Source organism: Erythrobacter sp. JB1-7 (assembly GCF_057365015.1).
The window spans coordinates 2,163,061-2,176,478 of sequence record NZ_CP200291.1 but is presented as its reverse complement, the minus strand read 5'-3'; the positions used below and the strand labels follow the sequence as shown (position 1 = coordinate 2,176,478).

At 56.4% G+C, this 13,418-nt stretch carries 11 protein-coding genes and 1 pseudogene; 8 read left to right on the top strand and 4 right to left on the bottom strand.

All coding sequences use genetic code 11. The features are described from left to right. Positions 1–207 precede the first annotated feature (207 nt). From ahpC to AC0V6W_RS10585, 4 genes are all read left to right on the top strand, one after another. Positions 208–774, top strand: a complete 567-nt coding sequence (gene ahpC / locus AC0V6W_RS10600; protein WP_486149804.1) for an alkyl hydroperoxide reductase subunit C — start codon at positions 208–210, stop codon at positions 772–774. Between the two features lie 158 nt (positions 775–932). Next, positions 933–2,534 (top strand): alkyl hydroperoxide reductase subunit F, encoded by a 1,602-nt coding sequence (gene ahpF, locus AC0V6W_RS10595; RefSeq protein ID WP_486149802.1) that lies wholly within the window; start codon positions 933–935, stop codon positions 2,532–2,534. 146 nt (positions 2,535–2,680) lie between these two features. After that, positions 2,681–4,882, top strand: coding sequence for a catalase/peroxidase HPI (gene katG / locus AC0V6W_RS10590; protein WP_486149800.1), 2,202 nt, complete (start codon positions 2,681–2,683; stop codon positions 4,880–4,882). Positions 4,883–5,023: 141 nt separating this feature from the next. Beyond that, positions 5,024–5,665 carry a Pr6Pr family membrane protein gene (locus AC0V6W_RS10585; protein ID WP_486149798.1) on the top strand — a complete coding sequence of 214 codons (642 nt, stop codon included), beginning with the start codon at positions 5,024–5,026 and terminating at the stop codon, positions 5,663–5,665. On the opposite strand, the gene AC0V6W_RS10580 is transcribed toward AC0V6W_RS10585, so the two are convergent. Next, positions 5,642–6,520 carry a LytTR family DNA-binding domain-containing protein gene (locus AC0V6W_RS10580; protein WP_486149796.1) on the bottom strand — a complete coding sequence of 293 codons (879 nt, stop codon included), beginning with the start codon at positions 6,518–6,520 and terminating at the stop codon, positions 5,642–5,644. The genes AC0V6W_RS10585 and AC0V6W_RS10580 overlap by 24 nt on opposite strands. A gap of 181 nt (positions 6,521–6,701) precedes the next feature. On the opposite strand from AC0V6W_RS10580, the gene AC0V6W_RS10575 reads away from it, so the two are divergent. Beyond that, positions 6,702–7,301 (top strand): DUF2306 domain-containing protein, encoded by a 600-nt coding sequence (locus tag AC0V6W_RS10575; protein WP_486149794.1) that lies wholly within the window; start codon positions 6,702–6,704, stop codon positions 7,299–7,301. Positions 7,302–7,408: 107 nt separating this feature from the next. On the opposite strand, the gene AC0V6W_RS10570 is transcribed toward AC0V6W_RS10575, so the two are convergent. The 3 genes from AC0V6W_RS10570 to AC0V6W_RS10560 all read right to left on the bottom strand — a co-directional run bounded on the left by AC0V6W_RS10570 (position 7,409) and on the right by AC0V6W_RS10560 (position 9,918). Further along, positions 7,409–7,993: a Smr/MutS family protein gene (locus AC0V6W_RS10570; protein WP_486149792.1), complete on the bottom strand. Its 585-nt coding sequence runs from the start codon at positions 7,991–7,993 to the stop codon at positions 7,409–7,411. After that, positions 7,990–9,198 carry a murein transglycosylase A gene (gene mltA / locus AC0V6W_RS10565; protein ID WP_486151569.1) on the bottom strand — a complete coding sequence of 403 codons (1,209 nt, stop codon included), beginning with the start codon at positions 9,196–9,198 and terminating at the stop codon, positions 7,990–7,992. Before mltA ends, AC0V6W_RS10570 begins: the two co-directional genes overlap by 4 nt. A 63-nt stretch (positions 9,199–9,261) precedes the next feature. Next, positions 9,262–9,918: a Tim44/TimA family putative adaptor protein gene (locus tag AC0V6W_RS10560; protein WP_486149790.1), complete on the bottom strand. Its 657-nt coding sequence runs from the start codon at positions 9,916–9,918 to the stop codon at positions 9,262–9,264. 289 nt (positions 9,919–10,207) lie between these two features. Between AC0V6W_RS10560 and secB the strand changes: the two genes are divergently transcribed. The 3 genes and pseudogenes from secB (at position 10,208) to trpS (ending at position 13,412) form a co-directional block, all read left to right on the top strand. Beyond that, entirely contained in the window at positions 10,208–10,732 is a 525-nt protein-coding gene (gene secB, locus AC0V6W_RS10555; RefSeq protein ID WP_486149788.1) for a protein-export chaperone SecB, read from the top strand. Between the two features lie 43 nt (positions 10,733–10,775). Continuing rightward, positions 10,776–12,391, top strand: a pseudogene (gene murJ / locus AC0V6W_RS10550) (murein biosynthesis integral membrane protein MurJ). Between the two features lies 1 nt (position 12,392). Continuing rightward, on the top strand, positions 12,393–13,412 hold the full coding sequence (gene trpS, locus AC0V6W_RS10545; RefSeq protein WP_486149786.1) for a tryptophan--tRNA ligase: 1,020 nt from the start codon (positions 12,393–12,395) through the stop codon (positions 13,410–13,412). Positions 13,413–13,418 lie beyond the last annotated feature (6 nt).

Genomic DNA, 13,418 nt, shown 5'->3' with positions numbered 1-13,418 from the left:
CGGCAACCGCCTTGCAAATTAGGTCACCGGCAAGCAATTTCGTCCAGACGGCAGTGCATGTTGGAACCAACCGGATAGGTTCCCGTTCTTTTCATTGAAAAAATCGATCTTCGCAATCGCACAATTCAATTTTGTTGCGGCGCATCAATTCTTATGTGCATCAGCGCCGCAGCTAGAAATCCAAACTTTTAAGGAGATACAATTCACATGGGCATTATCGGTTCAACAATCCAACCTTTCACCGCCACCGCTTTTCAAGCAGGCAAAGACTTTTTTGACGTCACTGAAAAAGACATCGAAGGCAAATGGGCGGTGTTTTTCTTTTACCCCGCCGACTGGACATTCGTATGCCCGACAGAGCTTGAAGACATGGGCGAAAAATACTCAATGCTGCAAGACATGGGTGTGGAAGTGTACGGCGTTTCAACCGACACGCATTTCAGCCACAAAGCATGGCACGATAGCTCTGAGAAAATCGGCAAGCTGAAATTCCCGTTCCTCGGCGATCAAATGCACACATTGTCGAACCAGTTCGGCGTGCTGCGTGAAGGAGTGGGCCTTGCAGACCGTGCGACTTTCGTTGTCGACCCCGATGGCGTGATCCAGATCATGGAAATCACCTGCGAAGGCGTAGGCCGAAATGCCAATGAACTGACGCGCAAAATCAAAGCCGCTCAATATGTGCGCGCCAACCCCGGTCAAGTTTGCCCAGCAGCATGGGAAGAAGGCGCTGAAACGCTTGCTCCTTCACTCGACCTTGTCGGCAAAATTTAACTGACAATATTGGGCAGCGCGCAATCCTCCAGCCGCGTGCTGCCTGCGCCCTGACGCAAGTCCGGGCAAACATCAGGTCCGAACCGCTTCCACCCCCTCCCCCTCCCGAAGCGGTTCGGGCCTGTCCTTTTGTTACCCAATACACCACGGAACACGCCATGCTCGATGCCAATATGCAGACCCAGCTCAAACAATATCTCGCCAATCTGCGCGAGCCGATTGAGCTTGTCGCAGCTTTGGATGACAGCGAAAAATCCGCCCAGACGCGCGAGCTTTTGACCGAAATCGCTGAACTTCACGAAATGGTATCAGCTCATTTCGACGGCGACGATCAAATCGCAGGCGGCCGCCGCCCAAGCTTTGTTATCCGGCGTGCGTCCGACCCTGCCAAATGGGTGCGCTTTGCGGGTCTTCCCATGGGACATGAGTTCACTTCGCTCGTGCTGGCGCTCTTGTGGGCTGGCGGACACCCGCCCAAGGTTGATGCCGATCTGATTGAGCAGGTCCGCGCGCTCGAAGGCGATTTCGAGTTTGAGATGTTCTTCTCACTCACCTGCCACAACTGCCCCGATGTGGTCCAAGCGCTCACTTTGATGGCGCTCGAAAACCCGCGCATCACCGCCACTTTGGTTGAAGGCGGAACATTTAAGGACGAGGTCGAAAGCCGCGATATCATGGCGGTTCCAGCGACATTCCTTAATGGCGAAAGCTTTTACAACGGCAAGATTGAGCTGGCTGAAATCCTCTCAAAACTGGACAGCCGCGCAGATGCGAAGGCAGCCGAAAAGCTCGCCGCGAAAGACCCGTTTGAAGTTCTTGTAATCGGCGGCGGCCCGGCTGGTGCAGCGTCCGCTGTCTACACCGCACGCAAAGGGTTCCGTACCGGCATTGCCGCAGAGCGTTTTGGCGGTCAGTTGATGGACACATTGGGTGTCGAAAATTTACCTGGTACGACCTACACCGAAGGGCCGAAACTGGCGGATGATCTTAAGAAGCATGTCGGTGATTACGACATTGACCTGATGGACCTCTCCCGCGCAACGCAGCTTAAACCCGCAGCCAAAGCTGGCGGCCTGCACGAGGTGACTTTCGCCAATGGAGCCACATTAAAAGCGCGCTCGCTCATCCTTTCAACCGGCGCGCGCTGGAAAAATCTCGGTGTGCCGGGCGAAGCGGAGTACCGCAACAAAGGCGTTGCCTATTGCCCGCATTGCGATGGGCCGCTGTTCAAAGGCAAGCGCGTTGCCGTAATCGGCGGCGGAAATTCCGGCGTTGAGGCGGCGATCGACCTTGCTGGGATCGTTGGCCATGTCACGCTCATCGAATTTGGCACCAAGCTGCGCGCTGATGAAGTGTTGCAGGCCAAGTTGCGATCTATGTCCAATGTCGACATCATCACCAACGGTCAGACCACCGAAGTTACGGGCGATGGGAAACGCTGTAATGGACTGGTGGTGAAAGATCGGACAGGAGGGGAGGAACGCCGGATCGAATTGGAAGGCGTGTTCATCCAAATCGGTCTCGTGCCCAACACCGAATGGCTGGTCGAAACAGACCTTGAATTGTCGAAGTATGGCGAGATAGTGATCGACGAAGAAGGCGGGACCAATTTGCCCGGCATCTATGCCGCTGGCGATGTCACCACTGTGCCGCACAAACAGATTGTTGTGGCCATGGGCGAAGGGTCAAAAGCAGCGCTTGGCGCGTTTGATTACCTCATCCGCAACGAAGCCATCGAAGACATCGCAGCGGCGGCCTAGCCCGTACTCACATTAAACCACAAAACCGATCAATCTTGTCATATTAATCGATTGGACTAATCACACCGCTTGCATCATCTTTTTGCCATCAAACCTGATTATGCCGAATCCCGACCTGAGGGATTGGTCCAAGAGGAGAGCAGAAAATGGATGTAAAAACCGGTGAGATGAGTGGCTGCCCGTTCCACGGCGATGCAGGCCCGCGCGGGCTGTTTGGCCGCACCAATCGCGATTGGTGGCCGCAGGCCATGCAACTTGATATCCTCACAGAAGGTGGACGCAGCGCCAACCCGATGGGTGAAGATTTCGATTATGCCGAAGCCTTCAACGCCATTGATTACAAAGCATTGAAAGCTGACTTGACCGCCCTGATGACGGACAATCAGGAATGGTGGCCAGCCGATTATGGCCATTACGGGCCGTTTCTCATCCGCATGGCCTGGCATGCAGCGGGCACATATCGCACCGGTGATGGCCGCGGCGGTGCCGGCAGCGGTCAGCAACGATTTGCCCCTCTCAATTCGTGGCCCGATAACGGCAATCTCGACAAGGCACGCCGCCTCCTTTGGCCGGTCAAGCAGAAATATGGCAAGCACATCAGCTGGGCTGACTTGTTTATCCTCGCCGGGAATGTCGCGATTGAAAGCATGGGCGGCCCGGTCTTCGGATTTGGCGGCGGCCGCGCTGACGTTTACGAGCCCGAAAGCGTCTACTGGGGCACGGAAGAGCAATGGGTCGACCAAGGCGTCGAAACCCGCATCATTCCTGACAAAGGCAAGGCGCTCGAAAACCCGCTTGCCGCGATCCAGATGGGTCTGATCTACGTCAACCCAGAAGGCCCCGGCGGTGATCCCGATCCGCTCGCATCGGGCCGCGACATGCGCGAGACATTTGCCCGCATGGCAATGAATGACGAGGAAACCGTCGCTCTTACCGCTGGTGGCCATGCCTTTGGTAAAGCGCACGGTGCGCACCCATCAGACACATTCGGCGAGAGCCCCGAAAGCGAAGACCTGCATCTGCAAGGTTTCGGCTGGCTCAACGATGCGGAAGAAATTGCCAATGGCAACATCACCACATCTGGCATTGAAGGCAGCTGGTCAAACAACCCCACATCGTGGAGCCACGATTATTTCCGCATTCTGTTCAAATATGATTTTGAACTGGTGGAAAGCCCCGCTGGCGCGAAAATGTGGACGCCGATCAATCCTGATCCTGAAGACATGGCACCCGATGCGCGCGATCCTTCCAAAAAAGTCCGCACCATGATGACGACTGCCGATATGGCGCTCAAAATGGACCCGGATTACCGTGTAATCTCAGAACGGTTCCTCAAAAACCCAGAGCAATTGGATGACGCCTTTGCGCGCGCATGGTTCAAACTGTGCCACCGCGATATGGGACCAAAGGTTCGCTATATGGGGCCGGAAGTGCCGGACGAAACGCTGATCTGGATGGACCCGGTTCCAGAAGGGACAGCTCCGAGCGATGCCGATGCGAGCGCGTTCAAAACGGCAATCCTTGGCAGCGGTCTTTCGGTAAGTGAGCTTGTGAAGGCGGCATGGGCTTCGGCTTCCAGCTACCGCAATTCAGACCATCGCGGCGGCGCCAATGGTGCGCGTGTGCGTCTTGCCCCGCAAAAGGACTGGAAAGCGAACGATCCGGAAGAACTTGGCAAGGTGCTCGCCAAAATCGAAGAGCTGCGCGGCAATATCTCGATGGCCGATGCTATCGTGCTTGCTGGTAACGCTGCGATTGAGAAAGCCGCGAGCGACGCTGGCCACGCAATCAGCGTTCCTTTCACGGGCGGACGCGGCGATGCAAGTGATGAGCACACCGATGCCGCCAGTTTTGAGCCGATGGAGCCCTTTGCAGACGGCTTCCGCAACTACCTCAAAACCAAAGCGGATGTCCGCACCGAGGAAATGCTGATCGACAAAGCGCATTTGCTCGGTCTGTCCATGCCGGAAATGACAGTTCTGGTCGGCGGCATGCGCGCCTTGGGCGCGAATGCTGGAGGCACCAAGCACGGCATTTTCACAGACCGCGTGGGCCAGCTCACACCGGACTTCTTCACCAACCTTCTCGACATGGGCACTAAGTGGGCACCTGTCGATGGATCGGGCGATGAAGAATATGTCGGCACCGACCGTAAGACGGGCGCAGAAAAGTACCGCGCCACGCGCACCGACCTTGTCTTTGGCTCAAACTCCCAGCTTCGCGCTCAAGCCGAAGTCTATGCAGAAAGCGGCAATGAGGCGAAATTCGTCGCCGATTTCGCAGCCGCTTGGGCCAAGGTCATGGACAATGATCGCTTCGATGTAACCTATGCGAAACATCATGCGTAAAGCCCGGTAGAGCCCTTTAAGGCCTGACTATCCCCCCTGTCAGTCGGGCTTGAGCAATGGGTCGCTTTAGCCCCCGGTGCACAACATATGCGCCGGGGGCTTTTGCTTGCATTTTTGGCTTTTGTAAGGGCAGGGACAGCGATGACCAATTCTCAAAACCAAACAATTCAATCCCCTGGCAGAGTGCCAGCCGCGATCATCGCCATTCTGGCTTTTCTTGCTTTGGCTGTGCAGCCGCTGCTGGGCGAATTCGGCTATTTGAGCAATCTGGCAGCCATGCTGCGGTTCTTTACGATCTGGGGCAATGTCGCCGCGTGCGCTGTTATGGCGTTGATCGCATTGGGAAAACCGATTGGACGCAGCGTAATGGCAGCACTAGCCACCGCATTGTTCATCATCGCTGGCATTTATTGGGGTCTCTTATCAGGTCAGCATCACCCCCAAGGGTTTGACCGGATCACCAATCAATTCCACCACACCATCATCCCTGCCGCGACGATTATCTGGTGGCTGCGTTTTACCCCTGCTGACCCGCACCCTGCTCGGCTGATCCCTGCGATCATGGTGCCGCCACTGACCTATGGCGCCTTTGCGCTGGTGCTGGGACAAGTGACAGGCTTTTACGCCTATTTCTTCCTCAATCTGCCGGAGCTGGGCTGGGCGAGATATGCGATCAGCAATGTTGCGCTGGCCGCGTTCTTTGCCGCTGTCGGTGCAGGATTGGTATGGGTGAAAAACCGTATCGGCGGTCAGCGCGCGCTAGATCCAGCCAGCGGCCTTTAATTCGCTTACCTGAGCGCGGCTAACCGGCGCTTCGATCCCTCGCGCAAGTTTGAGCCGCACATTGCGCCCTTCGCGCCGCACATCTTCAACAGCGCCGCGCGCCACCCACCAACTGCGATGAACCTGGCGGCCTTCTGCATCGGCCACATGCGTCATAGCGTCGCGCAGGCGCATCAGCACCATCTCTGATCCCAATGCCGTGTGCACCCGCACATAGTGGTCTTCCATCTGCAAAGCGATGATATCACTGCCAAGCTCGGCAGGAAGCTGATCCAATAGCGGATTGGGTGCGGTTGCTGACGCGGTCTCATAATCCGTCCCAGAAGTCTGCTGAACAGCCGGCGCTTTTGGAGCAGAGCTGGTCATGTCTTCGGCCGTGCGCACTGCGTTTGCCCTTGGACCGATGAAATTGAACAAAAGCGTCACGCCTCCGCCAATGACAAACACATAAAAATAGCTCGTTAGCGCTTCTTCCAGAGATGGCACCGGGGGCATTTCAGGCAGAAACTGCACGAAGTAAATTGCTGCAGTCATAGGCACAGTCGCAATCGCCGCAGCCGCTATCCACAAAGGCAGCCTCGGCAATGCCAAAGCGATATGCGCCCGTTCAACGAAGTATCCCATGGGAGAATAAATCGCATAGCCGAGATAGGAAAATGTGAGCCATGTCACGAGCCGGACTGCCAGCGGCTGCTCAATCGACCCAAACGGTCCGATCACCGCCAGAAAAACGCCGATTACGGTCATGATTGCAAGGTCGGTTAAAGTGCTTCGCCAGAACGCCGCACGCGCCGTCAGCTCGGCCGGCTTGCCTGCCGCTTCCCCGTCGTCATGCTTGCCGCCCCGCATATCCATAGCTCACAAATGCCTGCCCATTGGCGCTTCGTAAAGTGGCAAACGCCCCCAAACCCGCGGATTAGCCGCACCGTTGACGAAGGCCCCCACCCATTCGCGAAGCCGTGATTGCAGGCGAATGGGCAAGCGGCATGGTTAGGCCATCAAGTCAATCACGCACCTGCTCAAAGGGAGTTTCATTATGACCAGCCTCATCCGTCACTTGCCATTCGTCGCGCTTCTCACCGGCACCAAACTGCACAAACAGACCGCGCAGGAACGCGCCAGCAATTACAAAGCAGCCAAGCAAGGCGGGTTCGATATCTCCCCCCATATCCGCGCTGTGGTATGGGTGGCGGGCGTTACAATGACGCTTGCAGTGGTCTATGCCTTGATGCGCGGCCTCACAGGATTTGCCCCGGATCATCAAGCCACGCGGCATTTGGCGATTGTTCTCCATGTAATCACCGTTCTGCCGGCCATCCCGCTGGGCGCTTACCTGCTGCTGACGCGCAAAGGCACCAAGCTGCACAAACAATTGGGCAAGGTGTGGGTTGGCCTTATGCTGGCGACCGCAACGTCAGCCATCTTTATCAAATCAGGCGGCAGCTTCAGCTTCATTCATATCTTCGTGCCGATGACGTTCTGGGCCTCGTACAAAATCGTCGCCACAGCGCGTGCCGGCAATATGAAAGGCCACCGCTACGAGGTGCTCAGCCTTTATCTCGGGGCGCTCATGATCCCGGGCATCTTCAGCTTCGCCATTCCGGGCCGCTTGATGAATGTTTGGCTGTTTGGCTGAGGCAGACCGCCACCATCAAATCCTCTGGGGTAAGTGTGATGCGATAACCCTTACCCTAAGAGGCGGCGGCGTTGGTCCAGGCTGGTCCCACGCCGCCGTTTTGTGTTTCACGCTTTTTTCAAGACCACATAAAGCGCGCCCTCTCCCCCGTGCCTGATATGGGCACGGCGAATGGCTGCGATGCTGTCGGCATGATGGCTCGCCGCGAGCCAATCGAGCAGCTTTGCACGGATTGCGCCGCGTTGGGATGCACGGTCAGCCGGGTCCACAGGCCGCTCTCGGCCAGCAATCACCAGCACAACCCGCGCGTTCATGGCGCGCGCCTGATCCAGACCGCTGGTGATGCGGGTATAGGCGCTATCAAGGTTATGACCATGCAGATCGAGCGTGTAATCAGGCGCAATCTGCCCTGCCTTGAGTTTGCGGTTCCAGCTGCGATCAAGCGTTTGATCCTGCCCGATCCTGCGCAAAGGCGTCACAGGCGGCGGCGATGCGGCGCGCTTAACTGCCCGGCTTGGCGCTCGCTTCACAGGTACTGGCTTAGCGGCCTCTTGAGGAGGCTGGGGCTGCTTCTCTCGGGCCTTGCGTGCGGGAGTCATAGGCGCGGATTTCCCTTCCAGCGGGGTGACCGAACGCGCCAGATGCGACCAGGCAGCCGCTTCGTCCTCGCTCAATCCGCGCGGCGGCTTCATTGGCCCTGGGTAAGCCTGCGCACCGCAGCGCGCGGCAAAAGGATGTAAGCATTGCCGCGCCCGCTCATCCCGCCTGCAATAGTCCGCGCCTCTGCCCCAGCGCCCCAAAAGGTATCGAACCGGTTTGCGCCCTTAATGGCTCCGCCAGTGTCCTGTGCAATCCACAACCCGTCGGCCACATCGCGGTCCAGATCGAGAAACACCGGCGCACCATAGGGCACAAATCGCGGATCAACCGCGACGGAGCTTTCACGTCTAACGGGCACCCCGATAGAACCAAGCGGGCCATCCCCTGTCAGCGTGCGAAAAAAGACCCAGCTTTTGTTGAGCCGCATAAGATCGCGCCCATCCTCAGGATTTTCGCGGATATAGGCCATGATCCCCTGCATGGAGCCCGAATATTGCCCCGGCCCGTCGCCCAGCAGGCCGCGGTCGCGCATCACACCGCCAATGCCGGTATAACCCCGCCCGTTCTGGCCAGCATATCCGATGCGAATAACCTCGCCGGTATCGGTAAGGATGCGGCCGGAACCCTGAATTTGAAGGAAGAAAAATTCCACAGGATCGGCGGCATATGCCAGTATGGGTGCGCGGCCTTCTAAAGCACCTTCTTCAATTTCAGCGCGTTCAAAATAGGGAACAAAAGAGCCATCTGCGAGCCTGCGCGACAAGGGTGCGCGGCCCGTTCGCTCTGACTGGGGCACATTATCAGGCCAGCCGCGCTCCAGATCACCGGGCACGCCATAGACGGGAACATAGCCGGGTCGCACCGTGCGACTGCCTGCGATTTCCGGTTCGAAATAGCCGGTTGCAAAAGCCTTGCCATCACCAATGGTCACGGTTTGGAAATAGGACATGAAGAAACTGTCGGCGGTGCCGCGATTCTCCGGCGCCTTATCGCACGCTTCCTGCCAATCTGCTGGCTGGGTGAGGCCTGTGCGGTCTTCACGGCTTGTCAGAACACCGCAGCTTTCAATGAAAGAACGCAAAGCAGCTTCGCCGTCCGCAGAACTGAAAATAAGATCAGCTCTGCCAAATCGCTCACCTGCGATTTGCGGCCCCTTGTAAACGCCTGCTGCCAAAGCGCTGCTCGCACCAGTAACAGGAGGCGGTGCCGGTCCGGATACTGGCGGTGTGCTGTCCGGGATCAGCCGGAGACAACCGCCCAGCATCAGGAAGGCAAGGATGGGAAAGGTCAGGCGCATTTTCATACACGCCTGTCTATGCGCGTAAACGCAGCGGCGCAATCGCGTCCGCCGCAGTTTGACTTAACCTTCGTCGGTTTCGTCAAGAACCCAGTTGGGATCGCGATCCGCCGTATTGCGCGAGAAAGTCCACACATCGCGGCTTTCGATCGCATCATCGAGCGATCCGGCGATCATATTGCCATCTTTGTCACGGGTGACAGCAGCAATATCGGCAACAAACAGCACCGAAATCCGGGCAAGCCGGCCATCGAGCGATGCCGAATGGATACGGGTCTCTTCGATGCGGATCAGCGAGTTATCGAGCGTCTCACCCGCTTTTTCCCGTGCATCAATCGCGGAGCTGAAACCTTCATAAACATCGTCGTCGCACAGATCACTGAGCGTTTCGCGGTCACCATTCCAAAATGCTTCCAGCACCATTTCGTAAGCCGCTTTTGCGCCGTCCATAAAGATGGGCAGATCAAATTTTGCATCCGCATTGGCGATATCGCGAATGCCGCGCTCAACTGCAGGCATAACGCCTTCCAATTCGAGCGAGCGTGCAGGCGCGGGTGCATTTACCGCAGAAGGCTGCGCCGATTGCGGCTGCTGATTCGCGCCAGAATCGAAACGATGCGGGATCGATTCCTCTTCATGTTCAGCCCGGCTGCCCAGCACAGAATACAGCCGATAGCCCAGAAAAGCGGCAAACAGGGCGAGGATTACAATCTCAATCACATCCAATATCCGATAAATCAGCTGATGGCCGCAGGGTTAACCGCGATACCTTTACAAAACTCTCACTGCCTTAATTAGGCATCAAATACAATTCGGCAACGCTCTTTTGGTTGCATCCTGCGCCGAAGTGGTCGCAAGCAGCGCAAGTGCTGCTGACGGGCGTGGCCATTTGCCTTCGCCGCAGTTGCGAGCCATGGTCCACCCTGCTAGGCGCGCGCCGAACACATTTGCCATCTTATTCTTGGCAAGATGAACCTCAGAATTACCAAAGATCGAAAGATAGACCCGCATGGCTGATGACAACAACGTACTTACCGATCTCGACAATCCCGCAGCAGGCGCCAATGGCGCAGACAACGGGCCAGCCGCGGCCATCATCACGCAGTATGTCAAAGATCTCTCGGTCGAAAACCCCAATGCGCCCGACGTTTTTCAGTGGACGGATAATCCGCAGATTGACGTTCAGTTCAATATCGCTGCCGATAATCTGGGTGAAAATGTCCACGAAGTGACGTTGAAAGTGAACATCGCAGCCATTGCTGAAAAGGGTCAGGCCTATATCGTTGAATTGGCCTATTGCGGCCTGATCGGTATTCGCAACATTCCCGAAGAACAGGCGCATGCGTTTATGTTTGCGGAAGCTCCGCGGATCCTGTTCCCGTTTGCTCGCAGAGTGATTGCGGATGCGGTGCGCGATGCAGGCTTCCCGCCATTGATGATTGATCCGATTGATTTTAACGGGCTGTATGTGCAGCAATTGCAGGCCAAGCGCGAAGCTGATGGCGCTGGCGGCGATGCTCCCGCTCCAAATTGAGCGGGCGCGTTGACCCTTTGAGCAAAGGCGCGGGCAAGACCATATGAGCCTGCTGAAAAACATCGGGACAATCGGATCGCTGACAATGCTCAGCCGGATCGCCGGTATGGCGCGCGAGATGATTTTCTCGCGCGTGCTAGGCGCCAATGCAGTGACCGATGCGTGGTTTCAGGCGTTCATCATACCCAATGTGTTTCGCCGCCTTTTTGCTGAAGGGGCGTTCTCGGCAGCTTTTGTCCCGATGTTCTCGAAAAGGTTGCATGGCTCAAATACTCCTGAACAAGGAATGGAAGAGGCGCGGAGTTTCAGCGCCGATGTGCTGAGCGTTTTTCTGCCGGTGCTGATCGCGCTTGTGGCGGCGTTTGAAATCGCGATGCCCGGCGTAATCTGGCTGCTTGCGGACAAACCGATTAACCCGCAAAGCTTTGATTTAGCTGTAGATTTTGCGCGCATTATGTTTCCCTACATAATCTTAATCAGCCTGGTGACGCTATTCACTGGCATGCTCAATTCAGTCTCCCGCTTTGCACCGGGCGCGAGCTTTCCCATCATCCTCAATCTGGTTCTGATCGCAGCGCTTTTGACAGGCGAATGGTTCGCCGCCACTTCTGGAGCGAGTGTCGAACAGATTGCTTACGGCATTGCCTGGGCGGTAACCGGGGCGGGCCTGATGCAATTGGCATGGCTGTATTACTGGACCCGCGTCGAAGGGTTTCGGCCAAAGCTGTTGTGGCCGCGAATAACTCCGGAAGTGAAACGGCTAGGGATCATCGCTCTGCCCGCAGCAATTGGCGGAGGAGCGTATCAGATAAACACGCTGGTGCAGCTGTACTTTCTCAACCAGCTTGAAGACGGATCGGTTAGTTACATGAACTACGCTGATCGATTGAATCAACTGCCTCTCGGAATTATTGGCATCGCGCTTTCGACGGCCATTCTGCCAACGCTCAGCAAATTTGTCGGCAGCGATAACAAAGAAGGCGCTGACCGCATCCAATCCGATGCAATCGAACTGGCCATGCTGCTTACCATCCCTGCTGCGGTCGCATTGGCGATTTGCGCGGAGGCTTTTGTGACGATGATTTTTCAGGGGGGCGATTTGATATCACCGATGCACGGGCAACCGGCAAAGTGCTCGCCGCGCTCGTTCTCGGTCTGCCCGCCTATGTTCTGGTGAAAGTGCTCGTGCCCAATTTCTACGCGCGGTCCGATACTAAGACCCCCGTAATCGCTGCCTTTATATCGCTCGGGGTTTTTGTTTCGTTCTGCATTCTAAATCTTGGAGTGTCTTTGGGCGAAGAATTCACTTTTGCAGGCTTAGGTTACGGCGTACCCGGCATCGCCTTTGCAAGCGTAATTGGTGCATGGATCAACGCTTTCGTGCTGATCGCCATCCTCGCACAGCGCGGCCATTACCGCATTCCGTACATCTTGCTGTTCAGAATTGCCCGCCAAGTGCTAGCCGCCGCTGCCATGGGCGCAGCGCTGATATATGCAAACGATCTGCTGGCTGGGTGGTACACGTCCGGATTGTTTGCAAGGCTTGGCGCATTGGCCGTTCTGGTTGGCGCGGCTGCCATCGTCTATTTCGGCCTGGCTTTTGCCGTTGGCGCAATCGACCGCCAACGCATCGCAACTCTTACCAAGAAGGCTTCTTAAAATGCGCGTCGTCTCCGGTATTCAACCCACTGGCCAACCGCACCTTGGCAATTATCTTGGCGCTATCGTCAATTACGTTAAGCTTCAGGATGAAGCGCATGCGGCGGGCGGAGAATGCTTTATTTTCCTGGCTGATCTGCATGCCATTTCGATGCCGCATGATCCGGTTGAACTGTCCGCAACAACGCGCGAAATGGTCGCCACGCTGGTTGCGTGCGGCGTTGATCCAGCAAAAACCGTGCTGTTCAATCAGGCACAAGTTCCCGCGCATGCCGAATTGCAATGGCTCTTATCCGGCACTGCACGCATGGGCTGGCTTAATCGCATGACGCAGTGGAAAGACAAAGCAGGCAAAAACCGCGAGGGCCAATCCATAGCTCTGTTCACGTATCCCGTGCTGCAAGCGGCTGATGTGCTGCTTTACCAGGCCACTCATGTGCCGGTCGGTGAAGATCAAAAGCAGCACCTGGAATTGGCGCGCGATATCGCTCAGAAATTCAACACGGATTTTGGCTCGCAAGAGGCACCCATTTTCACACTGCCTGATCCCATAATCCCGCCAGAGGCAGCGCGCATCATGTCGCTGCGCAATGGTACTGCAAAGATGAGCAAGTCTGATCCATCGGATCTTGCGCGCATCAATTTGATTGATGATGCAGACACGATCATGAAAAAGGTGAAAAAGGCAAAGACCGATCCTGAACCATTGCCGAGTGAGGAAAAGGGTCTGGAAGGACGCGCAGAAGCTCTCAATCTCGTTGGTATTTATGCCGCTCTTTCCGGCACTAAGCCGGCCGATGTGCTCGCAGAGCATGGCGGAAAGGGTTTTGGCGAATTTAAGCCCGCATTGGGCGAAGTGATGATCGAAACGCTAAGCCCCATTAATGCGCGGTTCCGCGATTTGATGCAGGACGAAGAAGCGCTAGATGCAATTCTTGCACGCGGAGCCGCCCAGGCACGCGAGGCAAGTGCCCTGACTTTGTCCAACGCCTATAAGGCCTTGGGATTGGTGCGCGGCTAATCGTTC

Coding starts and splice junctions, on each gene's coding strand:
- AC0V6W_RS10585 (WP_486149798.1), top strand. CDS start 5,024: ATGACCAATTCTCAAAACCAAACAATTCAATCCCCTGGCAGAGTGCCA.
- mltA (WP_486151569.1), bottom strand. CDS start 9,198: ATGCGCCTGACCTTTCCCATCCTTGCCTTCCTGATGCTGGGCGGTTGT.
- trpS (WP_486149786.1), top strand. CDS start 12,393: ATGCGCGTCGTCTCCGGTATTCAACCCACTGGCCAACCGCACCTTGGC.
- AC0V6W_RS10570 (WP_486149792.1), bottom strand. CDS start 7,993: ATGAAGCCGCCGCGCGGATTGAGCGAGGACGAAGCGGCTGCCTGGTCG.
- katG (WP_486149800.1), top strand. CDS start 2,681: ATGGATGTAAAAACCGGTGAGATGAGTGGCTGCCCGTTCCACGGCGAT.
- ahpC (WP_486149804.1), top strand. CDS start 208: ATGGGCATTATCGGTTCAACAATCCAACCTTTCACCGCCACCGCTTTT.
- AC0V6W_RS10575 (WP_486149794.1), top strand. CDS start 6,702: ATGACCAGCCTCATCCGTCACTTGCCATTCGTCGCGCTTCTCACCGGC.
- secB (WP_486149788.1), top strand. CDS start 10,208: ATGGCTGATGACAACAACGTACTTACCGATCTCGACAATCCCGCAGCA.
- AC0V6W_RS10580 (WP_486149796.1), bottom strand. CDS start 6,520: ATGGATATGCGGGGCGGCAAGCATGACGACGGGGAAGCGGCAGGCAAG.
- ahpF (WP_486149802.1), top strand. CDS start 933: ATGCTCGATGCCAATATGCAGACCCAGCTCAAACAATATCTCGCCAAT.